Source organism: Providencia sp. 6390, from assembly GCF_058148425.1.
Map to the genome: position 1 here is coordinate 143,357 of NZ_JBYVYL010000008.1, position 17,741 is coordinate 161,097.

The window sequence follows — 17,741 nt, forward strand, 5'->3', positions numbered from 1 at the left end:
TGAGGGATTATATGATTGTCGAATTTGATAAAATGATTAAGCGGGTTATTTCACTTGGCGTGTCAGATTCGGATATATCATCCTATTTTCATGTAGCATATGGCATTGATCAAAATTTCTTGTATGGCTGTGGCGTGTCCATTACTTCATTGTTAATACATAATCAAAATACTAACTTTTCTTTTCATGTTTTTATTGATGATACAATTCATGATGATGATGTAGCTAGATTTAGTGAAATTTGTGCTAGGTATAATACGAGAGTTTTCATCTATATTATTGATGCTAACAACCTGAAATCGTTGCCAACCACAAAAAACTGGACGCATGCGATATATTTCAGATTTATTGTTGCTGAATATTTTATTGGGAAAGTCAGTCAATTACTTTATCTTGATGCGGATGTGGTGTGTCACAATTCAATTCAAAAGCTAGTACAACTAGATCTAGAGGATAAAGTCGCTGCTGTTGCTACAGAGCGGGATGAACAATGGTGGCAAAAACGTGCTAATACTTTAGGTTATCCTGATATTTCAAAAGGTTATTTTAATAGTGGCGTAATGTATGTAAATTTGGTCGCTTGGAAAGAAAATGAGGTTACAAGTCAATCAATATCTTTACTTTTAGATGCTAGTTTAAGTCATAAAATTAGTTACCCTGATCAAGATGTACTAAATATATTATTATCTAATAAAGTTGTTCATCTTGACGGTATTTATAATACGCAATTTAGTTTGAATTATGAGTTAAAAGAAAATTTCTATTATCCGGTTAAGGACGATACAGTCTTCATTCACTATGTTGGGCCTACGAAACCTTGGCATGAATGGGCAACTTATGAAACAGCCAAGCCCTTTGCTGATGCTAGATCAGCTTCGCCTTGGAGTACTGTACCATTATTAAAAGCGAAAAATAGTAACCATTTACGCTATTGTGCGAAGCATAATCTATATCAAGGGAAAAAAGTTAAAGGGTTTATATATTATGTTATTTATTTTTATAAAAAAGTATTCAATATATAAGTATATTAGTGTTATATGTTGAGTCTAAAAAATTATTAATGATAAAAACATAATTTAAGTTTTAGATAAGATACATAATTTAAAACAGTTAAACAATGTATCTTATTGAAAGTGTTTAAATATATTCTATATGTTTTTCAGAAGATAGGCTAAAGCGGATGTGATCACAACACCTACAAAAAAACCAATGGAAATATATTTTATTTTTTTACTTTTCTTAAAAATCTCTTTATCAGTAGGAATATGGTTATCCCAGCCAATATGTTTAACCGCACTTTTTTTCAATATAACAACATACATACCATACATACTATAGGCTATTGATAAAACACCTTCAGTAAGGTCAGAGCTCTTACCGATATTATATTGACCTATCTTTTTATAATCAGCTAATCTTTTTATGCCAGGATTAAAGCTAAAACCTCTCATCATAGAGTGGGTGCTTTTTACTTTTGAGAATTGGATATTATTAAATTGTTGATTATCCTCTACCGATATAAAAGAATAATATTTTTTTATATCTTCATCATAATCACGTAGCCATACTTGTAATAACTTATCATCATTTTCTAATAAACATAATGAATCTTCAATGAAATTGTCCCGATAAAATTCCCAATCATCTTCACAATGAAAAATATAGTCTGTATCAACTTTACCATAAGCTAAATCGATTGATTTTATTTGTCCTAATTTTTTTTCATTTAGGATGATTTCTGTATGGGGAAGCCATTTTTTCGGTAGCGCATCATATACGGCATTATTACCCGAGTCTTCTGTAATGATAATTTTTTTAATTGGGTAAGAATTATACTTTTCGAAGGATAATAATGTTTTTTCTAATAAATCAAAGCGACCACAACTTGTAATCACAACCGTAACGTTACTTTTTTCGTCAAATATCATGTAACCACCTGCTTTTACAAGTTTATTAAATTAATTAAGTGAACTACTTCAATTCTCTTTGTTATTGTAGGATATTTTTTTTCAAGATGAAAGCTTATAGTTAGGTTTTATAGGGATTACGCTGACATAATGCGATTGTCTAATTTTGTAGTTTTTAGTCAAAGGGTCACATGTCTATTTTACGGTGAAATGCACTATGCAGCTACTTCGCATATATGATTGTAGCAAAGGATTTATCATTTTGGAAAAGTATAAGGGTTTTAAATAGATATCACTTAGATCAATATTTTGGTAAGATACTGATGCTAATTTAGTATTTTAAAATCAGAAGGTTAATCATTTTTTATTGATTGCTCTGAAAATAGCTGATTACTTGTTATTTAACTGAATCAATAGTGATATTTTTTGTCAAAAAGTTATATAATTTAGGATAGTAGCTAGGGTGGTAATTGTTAGATTACGCCATTCCATGTTATCTGAAAGAGATTGGCCTTAAAATAAATGCCTATACCTCTAGGAGGTGTTTAGGTCATTGAAGGATGAAAAATGTTGACCCATGAAATTATCAAATCACTAGTAGAAATAAATGATGGTAAAACTAGTGACGAAGAGTACTTTCATATCGCCTACGGAGTAGACGATAAATTTCTTTATGGGGTTGGTACGTCGATCGCTTCAATTATCCTTAATAATAAAGAGACGCATTTTCATTTCCATATTCTTGTCGATAGTATCACAGAGAAAAGCCTTTTTGATGAGTTAGTTGCTAACACACAACATAAGATCACCATTTATTTAATTGATAATCAAGAGTTTAAACGGTTGCCTTTGCCTTCAAAGGCATGGAGTCACGCCATTTACTTTAGGTTAGTGATTATCGATTTTCTTTCACAGACAATTGATAAACTACTTTATTTAGATGCGGATATTATCTGTAAAGGTAATCTTTCATATCTTAAAACGTTAGAGTTTAATGATGATATCTATCTTTATGCAGTAAAAGATAAATTCCGTAGTGAAAAAAAATCTCTACCTATAGATATGCATAAATATTTTAATTCTGGATTTTTATATATGTCAATCCAGAGAATGACAAGAGATAATATACCTAATCGTGTTATTGAACTCGTTAGTAATAATACTTTTACGCATCCCGACCAAGATGCATTAAATATATTACTTAGCGATAAACTGATTAATATCAGTGAAAATTTTAATTTTATGTTTTCATTGGATTGGTATATTACTAGTAAAAGGATTATTAGCACTATTCCAAATGAAGTTGTTTTTATTCATTTTGTCGGCTTAACCAAGCCATTTCATGAATGGGCTAAATTTTATAAGGAATATCATTTCTTTGAGGTTGCAAGGCAAGGATCACCTTGGAGAAATATTCCTTTACTTAAAGCTGATAGCTATAAACAGCTATCTCGAAAAAAATCGCATTTAAGAAAAAATTGGAAAGTGTTACCATTTCTCACCGCAACAGCAGAATACTTGATAAAGAAAGTATCCCACTGATTTTTACATAGGTTATTAATTATCTGATAGTGATGGTTTTTTATTTATTAAGATAACAACTAATATATTATATAAAAAGAAAATATCTAGAAAGATAAACTCAAAAAGACAGTAAACCAAAAAATAGCCAATGGACGATACAAAAATACCCACATTGAGTATGTCTTTTTGTATTTTAATGCTGCGATAGAGATCTTTTTGATTTATAAAGAAAGCAATGCAGAATAAAATCAATCCACCTAAACCAACATTGTAGATAATATTTAAAAAGAATGGGTCATCATTATTGTGTACATACTCATTTTTTCGTTTAGAAAACCCTCCACCGCCTGAGAATCGCTCAGCTTTATTATCATTCAAATACTGATTATAAGATACCGAGCCATAACCTGCACCAAAAGTAAAAATTTCTTTATTATTCATAAATATAGGCAGGCGAGTTGAGATAATTTTATCTCGACTGGAAGTGATATTTTTTGAATACAAAGTCTGATCAATTTTTGTTTTAACTTGAGGGATTTCTTTATAGGCTATTGTCGTGATCACCAAGCTACTTATAGTAAAGGTGGCAATATTTAAGGAAAATAACTTTATATTCTTAGAAAAAACAAATATAACTAAGACTGACTCTATTAATAAGGCTAAGACTCCACCACGGCTACCAGTATATAATAAAAACAAAAATGCTAATGTTGATAATAGCAGCATTGCTAATTTCATTAATACATTTTTAAATACGAATGCGGCACTAAAAGTAAATGGAAAAAGTAAGGTTGTATAGTGCGCAAAACCATATCTGAGCTGTAAAAATAAAGGTAAGCTACTATCTTTAAATTGTTTTAGCGCAGGGGTAATGAAAATAGTAAAGGCCAATGTGGCGATAAGCGCATAACTTATCGTCTTAATATGCTTTGGCTGATCATTTTTAAACACCAACAAAAATAATGAAATAATTATCACATATCGCCAGTCATTAAAGAACTCTTTAAATGCATCTAAGGTGAAATTAGAGTAAGTAAAGAAGGCTATACAGAAAAAACACCAGATATTAAATAAGAAAAAAACCTTTCTGGCTTTTACTAGGCTTACAATGTCGCTCTTAATATTTATTTTGTTTTTTATGGCAATACCGATGGTTGTAATAAGCAATAACACAGCTGAAATGTTTAAAACACCTTGGGTATCATTTGTGAACATACCCAAAATAATCAGCGATATTAATAGAAAAGGGAATTGGCTAATAATATTTTTTCTGATATCCACAAATTTTCCTATTTTATCGTTGATGATATCTTCTTAGACATCATAAAGTACTATTACAGTGTTGTTATCATGTTAAACATAACATCTTATATTGCTTATATCTGGATTGTATTTATCATGTGCAAAGATGTCCAGCTAGCTAGCGATAAATGCTGTGTCTTAGTTTAAGATTTGTTGATTTTATATAAATCAACTTGTTACTGAGGGAGCCACTCATGCCAGAATTACCCGAGGTTGAAACCAGTCGTAGAGGAATAGAGCCTCACCTTGTTGGAAACTCAATTCAATATGCAATAGTGCGTAACGATCGTTTACGTTGGCCTGTTTCAGAGCAAATCAAACGATTGTCTGATGAAAAGATCCTCAGTGTGCAGCGTCGCGCTAAATACCTGCTGATTGAGTTAGAAAAAGGTTGGATCATCATTCATTTAGGCATGTCTGGAAGTTTACGTATTTTGCTCGAAGAATTACCTGAAGAAAAACACGACCATGTTGACCTTGTCTTGAAAGATGGCAAAGTTTTGCGGTATACCGACCCAAGGCGTTTCGGTGCTTGGTTATGGTGTGATGATCTTGAAACAAGCACTGTTCTCGCGCATTTAGGTCCTGAACCGCTTTCTGATGCATTTAATGCACAGTACTTATTTGAACAAGCGGCGAAACGCAAAATCGCGATCAAGCCTTGGCTGATGGATAATAAAGTCGTAGTTGGCGTTGGTAATATTTATGCAAATGAGGCTTTATTTGCTACGAGGATTTCTCCAGAAAAGATGACTAATACGCTGACACTCGAACAATCGATAGAGTTAGTCGCACAGATCAAAAAAGTCCTGCAACGTTCTATCGAGCAAGGTGGGACGACATTGAAAGATTTTCTGCAATCAGACGGTAAACCAGGGTACTTTGCTCAAGAACTGTTTGTCTATGGCAAAAAAGGCGAGCCTTGTTTAATGTGTGGCACATTAATTTTAAGTATTAAACAAGGCCAGCGTAGTACATTTTATTGCCCGAATTGCCAAAAGTAGGTCCTTTAGGACTTATTGAGCTTTTTTAGCATAGCCTGCTCAACAACAGCAGGTAAAAATGAGGAAACATCACCATCATGGAGTGCAACATCTTTTATCAGTGACGATGAAATAAAAGATAAGTTTTGTGAAGGAAGCAAAAATACGGTTTCCAATTCAGGTACTAAATGGCGGTTCATGTTAGCGAGCTGCCACTCATACTCAAAGTCTGCAACTGAACGAACTCCGCGAATAAGAATATTGGCATCGTGCTTTTGTGCGAAGCTAGCCATGAGTTCTGAAAAACCAACAACTTCAACATTACTTAAATGTGAAGTTACCTGTTTTGCTAGGTCGACGCGTTCTTCAAGGGTAAACATAGGGCTTTTACGCTGACTATTGGCAATTGCTAGTAATACGTGGTCAAACATGGCTGCCGCACGTGAAACAATATCAATATGTCCTGATGTGATGGGGTCAAAGGTGCCAGGGTAGATAGCTTTATGTTTCATGATGTTGGTATCTCATTATTTGTAAGTACTTAATCTAGCTAGTTAGCATTAAGTAACATAATCATGAGTTCAACATTATCGACTATTTGCGGTTGTTGCAACTGACGAATGGCTTGGCTCGTTATAATTCAAGTTGCAGTGTTGTTGAGTCACCTTTATTCACTTACTTATGCATGGCTTTTTGCATCCTATTCGCTTGATGCCTAGCTCACCTCGAATTATTTAGGGCATAATTTAATTTTAAGGTTATTTTTAAGTGCATATTCTACACACCTTCATGAAAGGTTTGTGTTAAGATAGCGCCAATTTTGGTAAGTGAATCAGATCGAATGTTATTGCGTTTATATCAAGTACTCCTTTATCTTATTCAGCCTCTTATTTGGGTTCGTCTATTAGTGAGAGGCCGTAAAGCACCTGCGTATCGTAAACGTTGGGGGGAGCGCTATGGTTTTTGTGCGGGTAAAGTTGCACCCGGTGGGATATTACTGCATTCTGTTTCGGTTGGTGAAACACTTGCTGCCGTGCCTTTAGTTCGGGCACTACGCCATCATTATCCATCATTGCCTATTACAGTCACAACGATGACTCCGACAGGATCGGAACGCGTTGTGTCAGCTTTTGGTGATGATGTTTATCATGTCTATCTTCCTTATGACCTTCCCGGCTCTATGCGCCGTTTCCTTAATCAAGTTGATCCTAAACTGGTGATTATTATGGAAACAGAACTATGGCCAAACATGATTAATCAGTTGCATCATCGCAAAATACCGTTGGTGATTGCTAATGCTCGTTTGTCTGAACGTTCCGCTGCGGGCTACCAAAAACTAGGTAGTTTTGTGAAGCGAATGCTACGTAATGTCACTATGGTTGCGGCACAGCATCAAGAAGATGGTGAGCGTTTTATTCAGCTAGGTTTACGACGAGTCCAATTAAATGTGACTGGTAGCTTAAAATTTGATATTTCAGTGACACCTGAGCTTGCTGTTAGAGCGGTCACTTTGCGTCGTCAATGGGCCGCACATCGGCCTGTTTGGATCGCAACAAGTACTCATGAAGGTGAAGAAGCGATCGTTTTAGATGCGCATCAGCAATTGTTAAAACGTTTTCCTGATTTATTATTGATTTTGGTACCCCGCCATCCTGAACGCTTTACTAAAGCTGAAGAATTAACGACTAAGGTCGGATTAAAATCAATTCGCCGTAGCCAAGGTATTGTGCCTGCCTCAGATGTTCAGGTAGTTATTGGCGATACCATGGGTGAGCTGATGTTACTGTATGGGATTGCTGATTTAGCGTTTGTTGGTGGTAGCCTTGTAGAAACAGGGGGTCATAACCCGTTAGAAGCAGCGGCACACGCTTTGCCTGTTTTGATGGGGCCTCATACTTTTAATTTCAAAGATATCTGTGGGAAATTAAAGCAAGCGGATGGGATGATCACCGTTACCGATAGTGAAACGATGGCACAAGCTGTGACTAGCCTTCTTTCTGACGAAGACTATCGTTTATATTATGGTCGCCATGCTGCGGAAGTGTTACATGAAAATCAAGGAGCACTTCAACGTCTACTCAAGCTTTTGCAGCCGTATTTACCGCCAAAAGAACAATAGCACTATCAATTTTCTGGGTTTGCGACACTAAACTTGAATAAAATGACAATAGAAGATGACTATTTGTCTCCCTTTCTTATTATTCACACTAAACTATAGTAGAATTCGCCCTTTCATTTCCATTCGCACTATTAGGCTTGTATTCATAGATGTTATACATGCGCCTAATAGATAATGAATACCTTTACTTGACTATTTAAGACAGTATGCCAGCAATCAATCAATCAATATCGAACAAATATGTTTATTTGTGGGTCATTGGCTATGCCATTGCATGGATTTTAGCCAGCTTTTACTTAGATCCAACAGTGCCTTATGATGCGGTTGAAGCCGTTAACTGGGGTATGAATGGAGAGTGGGGATCACCAAAAAATCCTTGGTTTGTTGGCATGGTGATGTGGCCGGCTATACATCTTGGCATTTCCTATAGCTTTTATTGGTACTTTATTCATTTTGTTGGTATTGCCTTTGGTTTATTGGGCGTCTGGAAACTTGCGTATCGCTTAACTGGGCGCCGTGATCTCGCATGGTTCGCGATGTTGATGTTGAATTTATCTGGAGTGATTAATTTTGATATCATTCCTTATAATGACAACTATATTTTAGTGACCTTCTGGGCGTGGATCCTCTATTTCTTCTTGCGTGCAGTTTACGATAACCCTGCATGGTGGCTACTGTTTGCCCTGTGCGCGGGCCTTGCCACAATGGGGAAATATTCAACACTTGCATTAGTTGGTTCAGTATTTTTATTAACATTATTTATTAAGCAAGCTCGTCAAAGCTATCGACACCCTGTGTTCTATTTAGCGATAGCGCTTTGGTTTGCGATTGTTTTACCTAACTTATTTTGGTTGATGGAGAGTGATTTTTCTGCCTTCAAATGGGTCGATTCACAGATTGACCCTGGATTTAACTTACATACAACTCAAGCTGCTCTCAGTGTTTTTTACCCATTAATCATCGCAGCAATTATTCTATATAGCTGTGGTGGCAAACTCGGTTGGCCAAAGGCTTTGGCTAATCGTATGGTCAACTTTATTATATTGTTCCCTCTAGTGGTGATTTATGGTTGGTTTTCTTTCCATGATGGCGGTCGCATCACTGAATGGTTACAACCATTTATGGCGGTATGTGCACCTCTATTTGTTGGTTCGATTACCGTTATGCCGAAAAAGCCACTTAGAAAGCCGTTAATTGGTTTAGCTATTTTTGGGGCTTTGGTATTGCTTGGCTACGCTATCGTACAAGGTGCCAACATTCGAGGCGCTGGGCAGAAATTTATTGGTGTGAAAACCTTAATTGCAGAGGGAGAGCAGCGTTGGCATGAACGCTACGGTACGCCTTTGAAATATGTTGGCGGAGAAGATAATTTACACCAGTGGTTTATTATTTACGCAAAAGACAGACCGCATGTGATCCAACCATGGACACTAGAACATCATATGCCACCGAATGTGTATAACCGTGATATTACCGAAACTGAAATTCGTCAGAATGGGGCGATATTGTTGGGCCGTAAATACGATGACTGCGCTCATGAGAACTTTGATAAGGTTCGTAAGTATTGGCCACAATTTAAGATTGAAAAAGAAGATGTGGTGTATCGTTCTGAACCTGATGCTAAGCCAGAAACAATGTGCTTTGGGTTTATAGCCCCGGAGAACTAGTAAAATAAGTTAACGGCTACGTAAGTAGCCGTTTTGCTATAAGGCGCTTTTTAACTGATTAAAAACGATTGCTGGCTCAATTGACTTCATTGTCTTATCCACCGACTTAATCTCATGTTGGCCTAAACCATAGCCGCCAATTAGCCCCGGGTCGGTTGGGCCGAATAAGGTGAAGTTTGTCTTATCCAATGCAGCGGTTAAATGGCTAAGACCTGTATCCACAGAGACAACGGCTTTTGCATTGGCAATCTGCAATGCTACTTCGGCTAAAGTTAGTTTAGGTAAAACCTCGACATAATCAAATCCGTCAGCTAGGCGTAGTGCCCTTTGATGTTCATGCTCAGCACCCCAAGGTAGTTTTATTTTTACACCGCTTTTAGCCATCAGAGCGATTAAACTGCGCCAATGTTCTTCTGGCCAATGCTTATCATCACGAGTGGTGGAGTGTAAGAAAACAACATAATCACTGTGTGGCGCTGTTGGAGCATGCAAAAAATGCTGTGCAATTGCATAATCGCCTTGTACTTTAGGGCAATCATAACCAAGGCTAGCGGCAAATAGTTGACGAATACGTTCTACAGCATGCTGTTGTTTACTAATTTTGTATTTGTAGTCATAAAAAAAACTGGCAATGGGTTCACGTATGCTGTGGCGATCATAACCATGCTTTGACCCATGTGCGAGTCGAGTCACTAAAAATGCGCTTTTAAGTAACCCTTGTGCATCAATAATTGCATCATAGTGAGTTGCAGTAAGTTGTTGACGAAATGCTGCTCGTTCGGCGCGGATCGGTGCTGAAAACCAATTTTTACGCCAACGTCTTATGGCAACAGGGATCACTCGGTTAACAGCACTATGCCACGTTGGAATTTGTGCGAACCCTTCTTCAACAACCCAATCAAACTGGATCTCAGGGAAAACCTGTTGAGCATCAGTTAATGCAGGTAGAGAGTGTAAAACATCCCCCATTGATGATGTTTTGACTAAAAGTACACGCATTAGTCGATACCTATTTGCAAGCGAGCGAGAGCGTCAATCACTAATTCAGGCTGGATATCAATTAAACTTTGATGATAGCCACTTTCACCGTCGCCTTTGCGTACTTTATGGTAGCCCGTGATCAGGCGGATCACTTGCGCTTTATTTGATAAAGGCGGTGTAAAATCAGGGCTGCTAGGGCCATACAAAGCAACCAGCGGTTTATCTAATGCCGCAGCAACATGCATTAAACCTGAGTCGTTAGTGATCACTGCTTGGCAGCCTGCGATTAAGTTAACCGCTTGCTCTAATGATGTTTTACCGGCAAGGTTAATACAATGTTCACGAGCGGTACCGGTTAGACTTTGCTTTATGTCTTCGCCTGCTTCATGGTCTTTCTGCGAACCAAACAGAAGTACTTGATAACCTTTTTCACTGATTAGCTGCTCTGCCAGAGCTGCGTAGTGATAATGAGGCCAGCGTTTTGCTGGTCCAAACTCAGCACCGGGGCAAAAACCAATAATTGGGCGTGAAGTATCGATATTAAACGCGTTTGCGGCTTCAGCGGTTTCTTGTGGATTAACGGCTAATTTAGGCCAAAGGATAGGCTTAGGAATATCCTTTGCACTATGAATAGTTTGCTTATCATAAGCGAGTGCTACATAACGTTGCACCATAAGTGGAAAGGCAGCCTTATCCAAGGTTCGGATATCATTCAGTAAACCATAACGCATTTCACCACGCCAGCCCGTGCGTTTTGCGATTTTTGCAAAAAAGGGCACTAAGGCAGATTTAAATGAGTTAGGTAAGACAATTGCCTGATCATAACCGTTGTTACGCAGGCTAATACCGAGTTGTCGGCGTTCACCAATAGCGAGAGCACCGTGACCTAGTGGCATTGGGATCGCCGCATTGACTTCTGGCATTTTTGCTAAGAGAGGGCGACACCATTGTGGCGCCATCACATCGATTTGTGCGTGAGGATATTGAGCCTTTAATGTACGATAAAGGCTCTGTGACATCATCATATCCCCAACCCAAGAAGGGCCGATCACCAATATTTTCATTAGGTATTTATTCGTCTGCTTGATTCAGCCACTGCATATATTCAGTAACACCTTCGGCAACGGTTTTAAACGGTGCTTGGTAACCCGCGGCGCGTAGTTTGGTCATATCTGCTTGTGTAAAGCTTTGATAACGGCCTTTGAGTTTTTCAGGGAATTCAATGTACTCAACAGAAACGTTTTTGTCGCTGTGGAATTGGGTAACTGCATCCGCGACAGCTTGGAACGATTCTGCACGGCCGGTTCCACAGTTAAAAATTCCTGAAACATTGTTTTGCCAAAACCATAAATTGACAGCAGCGACATCACCAACGTAAATGAAATCACGGCGGAAGGTTTCACTCCCTTCAAATAGTTTTGGATTTTGCCCTTCGTTAATTTGCTTATTCAAATGATAAGCAACGCTTGCCATGCTGCCTTTATGGTTTTCACGTGGCCCATAAACGTTAAAGTAGCGGAAGCCGCAAACTTGTGATTGCGCTTCAGGCAAAATATTGCGTACATATTGGTCAAATTGGAATTTTGAGTAGCCGTATACGTTTAGTGGTTTTTCAAACTGGCGTTCTTCAATAAAGTTATCACTACGACCGCCATAGGTTGCCGCTGAAGAAGCGTAGAGAAACGGTATTTCACGCTCTAAACAAAAATGCAGTAGTTCTTTGGAAAACTGATAGTTGTTATCCATCATGTATTTTCCATCCCACTCAGTGGTTGATGAGCAAGCACCTTCGTGGAATATGGCATCAATATCGCCAAAGTCATCACCCGCCATAACGCTGACAATGAATTCTTCTTTATCCATATAATCAGCGATATCAAGATCAACAAGGTTGGCGAATTTCGTACCATCTTTCAGGTTATCGACAACTAAAATATCGGTGCGGCCAGCGTCATTTAACGCTTTTACAATGTTACTACCAATAAAACCAGCTCCGCCAGTGACTATGATCATGGGTGTACCTCTGTGGGTTAATGATATACTCGTCATACTACAAGTTGCAGCGCTTTTCGTTAAGGTATAGTGGCTACGGCCACTCGCACCAGTCGTATAGTTTTCTATGCTCCTGGCGACTTATTCACTTGTCGTCTAGCTGCACCTCGAATTATTCAGAGTATATACAGAATACGAATCCCCCCATAATAGCATTTATGTAGAGTGACGACAGCCTTAACTGCTAGGTAAACATTCTACAAGCGATATCCTTATAAGTTGATGATCGTGATCTTGTCTGCAAACTTAACTTATTTATGCTGCGCGAGTCGATAGATTTGGTGTCTATTATTAAACTCTAAAAATGGACAAATTTATGAGGAAAAATAATGTCACAACAATTTTATCAGCAAATTAAACAACAACTCGCCGAAACTGAGGAAGCAGGCTTATTCAAACGCGAACGCATCATTACCTCATCACAAGATGCTGATATTGAAATTGTTGGTGGTCAGAATGTGGTTAACTTTTGTGCTAATAACTATCTTGGTTTAGCCAACCATCCTGATCTTATTGAAGCCGCCAAAAAAGGCATGGATAGTCATGGTTTTGGTATGGCTTCTGTACGTTTTATTTGTGGTACACAAGATGCTCACAAACAATTAGAGAAAAAACTGGCTGATTTTTTAGGTATGGAAGATGCCATTCTCTATTCCTCCTGTTTTGATGCGAATGGTGGGCTATTTGAAACTTTATTAGGGCCCGAAGATGCCGTGATCTCTGATGCACTCAATCACGCATCAATTATTGATGGTGTACGTTTGTGTAAGGCTAAGCGTTATCGCTATGCAAACAATGATATGACTGAGTTAAGAGTACGTCTTGAAGACGCTAAAGCAGCAGGCGCTCGCCATATTCTAATTGCAACGGATGGCGTATTTTCAATGGATGGTGTGATTGCTAACCTCAAAGGTATTTGTGATCTTGCCGATGAGTTCCAAGCACTTGTCATGGTCGATGACTCCCATGCAGTTGGTTTTGTAGGGAAAAATGGCCGAGGGACTCATGAATATTGTGATGTAATGGGTCGAGTCGACATCATTACAGGCACATTGGGCAAAGCACTTGGTGGCGCTTCAGGTGGCTATACGGCAGCGAAGAAAGAGGTGGTTGAGTGGCTGCGTCAACGCTCTCGCCCTTATCTATTTTCCAATTCATTAGCACCTGCTATCGTTGCCGCTTCAATTAAAGTCATCGATATGATGAGTGAAGGCGATGAGTTAAGAGCCCGTTTATGGCGTAATGCCGCACTTTTCCGTGAAAAAATGTCTGCGGCGGGCTTTACTTTAGCAGGCGCTGATCATGCCATCATTCCAGTTATGTTAGGCGATGCCGCACTTGCACAGATTTTCGCAAATGAGTTACTTGATGAAGGAATTTATGTGACTGGTTTCTTCTACCCCGTTGTTCCTCAAGGGCAGGCGCGCATTCGCACGCAAATGTCTGCTGCTCATACCGAAGAGGATATTTTACATGTTGTTGACGCATTCACCCGCATTGGCAAAAAATTAAACGTCATTGCTTAATATCAATGAATAGGGCCACCTTATGAAAGCACTGTCCAAATTAAAAGCAGAACCAGGTATATGGATGACAGATGTTCCGAAACCGGAACTTGGACACAATGATGTGATGATTAAGATCCGTAAAACCGCGATTTGTGGTACGGATGTGCATATCTATAACTGGGATGAATGGTCACAAAAAACCATTCCAGTTCCAATGGTGGTAGGTCATGAATATATTGGTGAAATTGTTGAGATAGGGCAGGAAGTTAAAGGTTTTAAAATAGGTGATAGGGTTTCAGGTGAAGGGCACATCACTTGCGGACATTGCCGTAATTGCCGTGGTGGGCGAACTCATTTGTGCCGGAACACTGTTGGTGTCGGGGTGAATCGCCCAGGCTGCTTTGCAGAGTACCTTGTACTACCTGCATTTAATGCATTTAAGATCCCAGACAATATACCAGATGAAATTGCGGCTATTTTTGACCCATTTGGTAATGCTGTTCATACCGCACTGTCGTTCGATTTAGTTGGTGAAGATGTTCTAGTTTCAGGGGCTGGGCCTATCGGTATTATGGCTGCGGCAGTTTGTCGCCATGTAGGTGCACGTCATGTTGTCATCACTGATGTGAACGATTATCGACTTGATCTAGCTAAAAAAATGGGAGTTACACGTGCAGTTAATGTCAGTCGTGAAAGCCTGAAAGATGTCATGAAAGAGTTAGGTATGCAAGAAGGTTTTGATGTGGCATTGGAAGTGTCTGGTGCTCCTGCTGCTTTTCATTCCATGCTTGAAACTATGAACCACGGTGGACGTATTGCTTTGTTGGGGATCCCTTCTTCTGAAATGGCTATTGATTGGGGGCAAGTGATCTTCAAAGGACTCTTTATTAAAGGTATTTATGGCCGAGAGATGTTTGAAACTTGGTACAAAATGGCGACACTTATTCAGTCAGGCTTAGATCTTTCGCCAATTATTACCCATCAATTTTCTATTAATGACTTCCAAAAAGGTTTCGACATTATGCGTTCGGGCCAATCAGGTAAAGTGATTTTAAATTGGGACTCGTTATGACGGATTGCTATTTAACTGTAGCAACCCGTTGAACAGATTATTTATGGCCTCTGTTGAGAAAACAGGGGCTTTTTATTGTTTAGCAGCAATGGTTGCAACGTTTTGTCTTGATAGATAGATTCCACTACGGACATCAGAAACTGAATACCATTTAACTGAACTGTTTGATTAGGTGGCAATTCAAACTCACAGATACCTACTTTGATAAGTTGAGGGTGCTTATTTTTGGGTATGAGTGATGGATCATTAGGCAATGGCTTAGGAGGTTCAGGCTGCATTTTCAGCGGTTTGTCCCGTTTTGGTTTTTCATGGCCATTTAGCAACGAACTCACAGCGACTAATTCAACATCAGCTGGCAATTGTGGTAAATATTTTTGTAATGCACGTACTGTAGATGGGTGCGGGTGACCAATAGCAATAGCACTGCCATTTTTACGTGCATAGGCAACGGCTTTATTGAGTTGTGTTCGTGTTTCTTCTTCTGACTGGTGGTTATCAAGGAAAATATTGCGACGTACTACAGGGACGCCAAATTCTTTCGCGGCATTCGCCGCTTGGGTATTGCCGATGGTGACACTATCTAAAAAGAAGAAATTAGAGTGAGAAAGTGAGCTCATCACATTACGCATGCCAGAAAGGCTCGATGTCATTTCACTGCCCATATGGTTATTCATACCTGTTGCATAAGGCACTTGGTTAATAGCGCGTTTAATTATGCGATCAATCTCTTCAGCACTCATTGAGGGAGCAAGGGTATTTTTCTCTAATGGTTGTTTGCTCAATGGTTTCATTGGCATATGAATGAGAATTTCGCGGCCTTGCTGGTGAGCTTTTGTGGCAACCAGTTGGCCATGTGGTGAATCAGGGAGAACAGCGATGGTAACCGGTGTTGGTAATGCCAATATTTGGTTATCTTCTTTGGTGCGATAGCCAAAGTCATCAATGACTATCGCTAATTTTGCTGCACTAGCCTGAAGAGTTACCATTAACAACGATAAACCAATGAGTAACTTAGAAGGCTGGCGTTTTAACATGTTTATTTTCCTAACAATTTTTCGGCTGTCGTGTTGTCTATCGACCTAGCCAAGGGCGAGGGTTAACGGTTTTACCCTGCCGGCGAATTTCGAAGTACAGTGCAGGACGCTCCTGACCACCACTACTTCCCACTAATGCGATAGGCTGACCCGCACGTACTTCTTGGCCTACGTTTACAAGGGCGCTTTGGTTGTAACCATATAAACTCATATCGCCTTTACCATGCTCAACAACAACCACTAGGCCGTAACCTTGCAGCCAGTCAGCCAGTAAAACACGCCCATCTGCAATCGCTTTGACTTGAGTACCTTCATTGGCGCCAATCACCATCCCTTTCCAGCGCAGCTCACCTGAAATGGCTTCTCCATAGCTATGTAGAGTTTGCCCACGAACAGGCCATAGAGCTTGCCCAGCAGGGCGACCAAGCCCCCCTGTTCGTGACATAAGTGAACGTTCACTTTCAGATGGCTTATAAGACGACCCTGTTTGTTTCGCTTTACGTTCTTTTTCGGCAACTTCAGCTCGAATACGTGCTGCCTCGCGCGCCTCGCGTTCTGCTCTTGCTTTTGCCTCGCGCTCTGCTCGAGCAATTTTATCGCGCAGTCGAGACTCATTTTGTTTCATAACCGCAAGGTTTTTTTGATCTTCTTTTAAGGTACTTTCAAGCGCAGTAAGCGTTTGCTTACGTGCTGCTTGGGCATTATCTAGTTTGCGCTTTTCTTGCTGCTGTTTTGCTAACGCTGTTTTTTGTTCAGCTTGTTTTTTCTGTTCTAGCTGTTTTTGCTGATTAAGTTCAAGCGTGGTTTGTTCAAGTTGTTTTATATTCTTTTCGCGGGCTTGGTTGAGGTAGCTATAATAAGCGAGGATCCTTTCTTCACGTTGACCTTCTTCACCTTTTAAAAATAGCGATAGACCTTGGTGTTTACCCAAACGGAATGCGGAATCAAGCTGCTCCGCCAGTAGTTTCTCATGTGCGGCTTTTTGTTTTTGTAGGCGGGTGATATTGCTATTTAAAGAAGAGATTTCTTTATCTAACTGCTGTAATTCAGTTTGTGTTTCATGAAGCCCACGACCCGCAGCGGAAATATTTTTTTCTTGTTGCTGAAGTTGATTAAGCAGTGCGGTTCGTTTCGCCTGCTGATCTTTGACGCTTTTTTCTTTTTCAGCGATATTTTGCAGCAAATTTTGTAGCTGATCTTTGTTTTCGGTGATCTGATTGGCCGCCATTACCTGAGTAGGTAACAGAGCGATTAACCCACAAGCAAACAGTGCTGAGGTAATAGCCTGACGAATAAAGGTTATTTTCATCCGGTTATGTATATTGGCCATTCTGATAGAAAACCTCAAATAAATGCGATAGCTAATTATTTCATCTGATAGACATGGTTACCAGTGCCCAATTCTGAATCTGACAAATAAATAGTGATAAACCAAACGGCTAGGCTGTTGACTGGCTAATCATGGTTTCACTCTCATTATTTTTCATCTTATTGATTGTATAGTTTATTACGCCAATTAGTATCATTAAATCAAATATTATTAGCTTAATTTTGGCTAAATCCATTAGAGATCTTCCTTATACAGTGGCTTT

The 17,741-nt window shown here is 39.1% G+C and carries 15 protein-coding genes; 7 read left to right on the forward strand and 8 right to left on the reverse strand.

The features are described from left to right. The first annotated feature begins 11 nt into the window (after positions 1–11). Positions 12–1,022 carry a lipopolysaccharide 3-alpha-galactosyltransferase gene (gene waaO / locus AC3Z9T_RS16645; protein ID WP_490127212.1) on the forward strand — a complete coding sequence of 337 codons (1,011 nt, stop codon included), beginning with the start codon at positions 12–14 and terminating at the stop codon, positions 1,020–1,022. A gap of 126 nt (positions 1,023–1,148) precedes the next feature. Here waaO and AC3Z9T_RS16650 read toward each other — a convergent pair whose 3' ends face one another. Continuing rightward, complete coding sequence (locus AC3Z9T_RS16650; RefSeq protein WP_490127213.1) at positions 1,149–1,928, reverse strand: glycosyltransferase family 2 protein; 780 nt, start codon at positions 1,926–1,928, stop codon at positions 1,149–1,151. A 546-nt stretch (positions 1,929–2,474) separates the two neighbouring features. Here AC3Z9T_RS16650 and AC3Z9T_RS16655 point away from each other — a divergent pair. Beyond that, positions 2,475–3,449: a glycosyltransferase gene (locus AC3Z9T_RS16655; RefSeq protein WP_490127214.1), complete on the forward strand. Its 975-nt coding sequence runs from the start codon at positions 2,475–2,477 to the stop codon at positions 3,447–3,449. A 15-nt stretch (positions 3,450–3,464) separates the two neighbouring features. Here AC3Z9T_RS16655 and AC3Z9T_RS16660 read toward each other — a convergent pair whose 3' ends face one another. Further along, positions 3,465–4,712: an O-antigen ligase family protein gene (locus AC3Z9T_RS16660; protein ID WP_490127215.1), complete on the reverse strand. Its 1,248-nt coding sequence runs from the start codon at positions 4,710–4,712 to the stop codon at positions 3,465–3,467. Between the two features lie 215 nt (positions 4,713–4,927). On the opposite strand from AC3Z9T_RS16660, the gene mutM reads away from it, so the two are divergent. Further along, on the forward strand, positions 4,928–5,737 hold the full coding sequence (mutM, locus tag AC3Z9T_RS16665; RefSeq protein WP_490127216.1) for a bifunctional DNA-formamidopyrimidine glycosylase/DNA-(apurinic or apyrimidinic site) lyase: 810 nt from the start codon (positions 4,928–4,930) through the stop codon (positions 5,735–5,737). A 5-nt stretch (positions 5,738–5,742) separates the two neighbouring features. Here mutM and coaD read toward each other — a convergent pair whose 3' ends face one another. Then, positions 5,743–6,228, reverse strand: a complete 486-nt coding sequence (coaD, locus tag AC3Z9T_RS16670) for a pantetheine-phosphate adenylyltransferase (RefSeq protein ID WP_490127217.1) — start codon at positions 6,226–6,228, stop codon at positions 5,743–5,745. A 329-nt stretch (positions 6,229–6,557) separates the two neighbouring features. Here coaD and waaA point away from each other — a divergent pair, with 329 nt between their 5' ends. Together waaA and AC3Z9T_RS16680 are read left to right on the forward strand one after the other, a co-directional pair. Then, positions 6,558–7,835: a lipid IV(A) 3-deoxy-D-manno-octulosonic acid transferase gene (waaA, locus tag AC3Z9T_RS16675; RefSeq protein ID WP_490127218.1), complete on the forward strand. Its 1,278-nt coding sequence runs from the start codon at positions 6,558–6,560 to the stop codon at positions 7,833–7,835. Positions 7,836–8,041: 206 nt separating this feature from the next. Further along, positions 8,042–9,502: a glycosyltransferase family 39 protein gene (locus AC3Z9T_RS16680; RefSeq protein ID WP_490127219.1), complete on the forward strand. Its 1,461-nt coding sequence runs from the start codon at positions 8,042–8,044 to the stop codon at positions 9,500–9,502. A 36-nt stretch (positions 9,503–9,538) separates the two neighbouring features. Here the strand turns inward: AC3Z9T_RS16680 and rfaC are convergent, their stop codons facing one another. The 3 genes from rfaC to rfaD are packed head-to-tail and all read right to left on the reverse strand — an operon-like array spanning position 9,539 to position 12,496. Next, positions 9,539–10,501: a lipopolysaccharide heptosyltransferase RfaC gene (gene rfaC, locus AC3Z9T_RS16685; RefSeq protein ID WP_490127220.1), complete on the reverse strand. Its 963-nt coding sequence runs from the start codon at positions 10,499–10,501 to the stop codon at positions 9,539–9,541. Then, a complete protein-coding gene (gene rfaF, locus AC3Z9T_RS16690; RefSeq protein ID WP_490127221.1) occupies positions 10,501–11,547 on the reverse strand; it encodes an ADP-heptose--LPS heptosyltransferase RfaF in 1,047 nt (348 codons plus the stop codon). The genes rfaC and rfaF overlap by 1 nt, the downstream gene beginning before the upstream one ends. 7 nt (positions 11,548–11,554) lie before the next feature. Next, positions 11,555–12,496, reverse strand: coding sequence for an ADP-glyceromanno-heptose 6-epimerase (rfaD, locus tag AC3Z9T_RS16695; RefSeq protein WP_490127222.1), 942 nt, complete (start codon positions 12,494–12,496; stop codon positions 11,555–11,557). 368 nt (positions 12,497–12,864) lie between these two features. On the opposite strand from rfaD, the gene AC3Z9T_RS16700 reads away from it, so the two are divergent. Both AC3Z9T_RS16700 and tdh read left to right on the forward strand, forming a co-directional pair. Beyond that, positions 12,865–14,061 (forward strand): glycine C-acetyltransferase, encoded by a 1,197-nt coding sequence (locus AC3Z9T_RS16700; protein WP_490127223.1) that lies wholly within the window; start codon positions 12,865–12,867, stop codon positions 14,059–14,061. Positions 14,062–14,083: 22 nt separating this feature from the next. Next, positions 14,084–15,115, forward strand: a complete 1,032-nt coding sequence (gene tdh / locus AC3Z9T_RS16705) for an L-threonine 3-dehydrogenase (RefSeq protein WP_490127224.1) — start codon at positions 14,084–14,086, stop codon at positions 15,113–15,115. A 41-nt stretch (positions 15,116–15,156) separates the two neighbouring features. Here the strand turns inward: tdh and AC3Z9T_RS16710 are convergent, their stop codons facing one another. Beyond that, positions 15,157–16,149: a divergent polysaccharide deacetylase family protein gene (locus tag AC3Z9T_RS16710; RefSeq protein WP_490127225.1), complete on the reverse strand. Its 993-nt coding sequence runs from the start codon at positions 16,147–16,149 to the stop codon at positions 15,157–15,159. A 37-nt stretch (positions 16,150–16,186) separates the two neighbouring features. Further along, complete coding sequence (gene envC, locus AC3Z9T_RS16715; protein ID WP_490127226.1) at positions 16,187–17,479, reverse strand: murein hydrolase activator EnvC; 1,293 nt, start codon at positions 17,477–17,479, stop codon at positions 16,187–16,189. Positions 17,480–17,741: the final 262 nt, after the last annotated feature.

Excerpts from the sequence above, each read along its gene's own strand:
- waaO (WP_490127212.1), top strand. The coding sequence starts at position 12 with ATGATTGTCGAATTTGATAAAATGATTAAGCGGGTTATTTCACTTGGC.
- AC3Z9T_RS16650 (WP_490127213.1), bottom strand. The coding sequence starts at position 1,928 with ATGATATTTGACGAAAAAAGTAACGTTACGGTTGTGATTACAAGTTGT.
- AC3Z9T_RS16655 (WP_490127214.1), top strand. The coding sequence starts at position 2,475 with ATGTTGACCCATGAAATTATCAAATCACTAGTAGAAATAAATGATGGT.
- mutM (WP_490127216.1), top strand. The coding sequence starts at position 4,928 with ATGCCAGAATTACCCGAGGTTGAAACCAGTCGTAGAGGAATAGAGCCT.
- coaD (WP_490127217.1), bottom strand. The coding sequence starts at position 6,228 with ATGAAACATAAAGCTATCTACCCTGGCACCTTTGACCCCATCACATCA.
- waaA (WP_490127218.1), top strand. The coding sequence starts at position 6,558 with ATGTTATTGCGTTTATATCAAGTACTCCTTTATCTTATTCAGCCTCTT.
- AC3Z9T_RS16680 (WP_490127219.1), top strand. The coding sequence starts at position 8,042 with ATGCCAGCAATCAATCAATCAATATCGAACAAATATGTTTATTTGTGG.
- rfaC (WP_490127220.1), bottom strand. The coding sequence starts at position 10,501 with ATGCGTGTACTTTTAGTCAAAACATCATCAATGGGGGATGTTTTACAC.
- rfaF (WP_490127221.1), bottom strand. The coding sequence starts at position 11,547 with ATGAAAATATTGGTGATCGGCCCTTCTTGGGTTGGGGATATGATGATG.
- rfaD (WP_490127222.1), bottom strand. The coding sequence starts at position 12,496 with ATGATCATAGTCACTGGCGGAGCTGGTTTTATTGGTAGTAACATTGTA.
- AC3Z9T_RS16700 (WP_490127223.1), top strand. The coding sequence starts at position 12,865 with ATGTCACAACAATTTTATCAGCAAATTAAACAACAACTCGCCGAAACT.
- tdh (WP_490127224.1), top strand. The coding sequence starts at position 14,084 with ATGAAAGCACTGTCCAAATTAAAAGCAGAACCAGGTATATGGATGACA.
- AC3Z9T_RS16710 (WP_490127225.1), bottom strand. The coding sequence starts at position 16,149 with ATGTTAAAACGCCAGCCTTCTAAGTTACTCATTGGTTTATCGTTGTTA.
- envC (WP_490127226.1), bottom strand. The coding sequence starts at position 17,479 with ATGGCCAATATACATAACCGGATGAAAATAACCTTTATTCGTCAGGCT.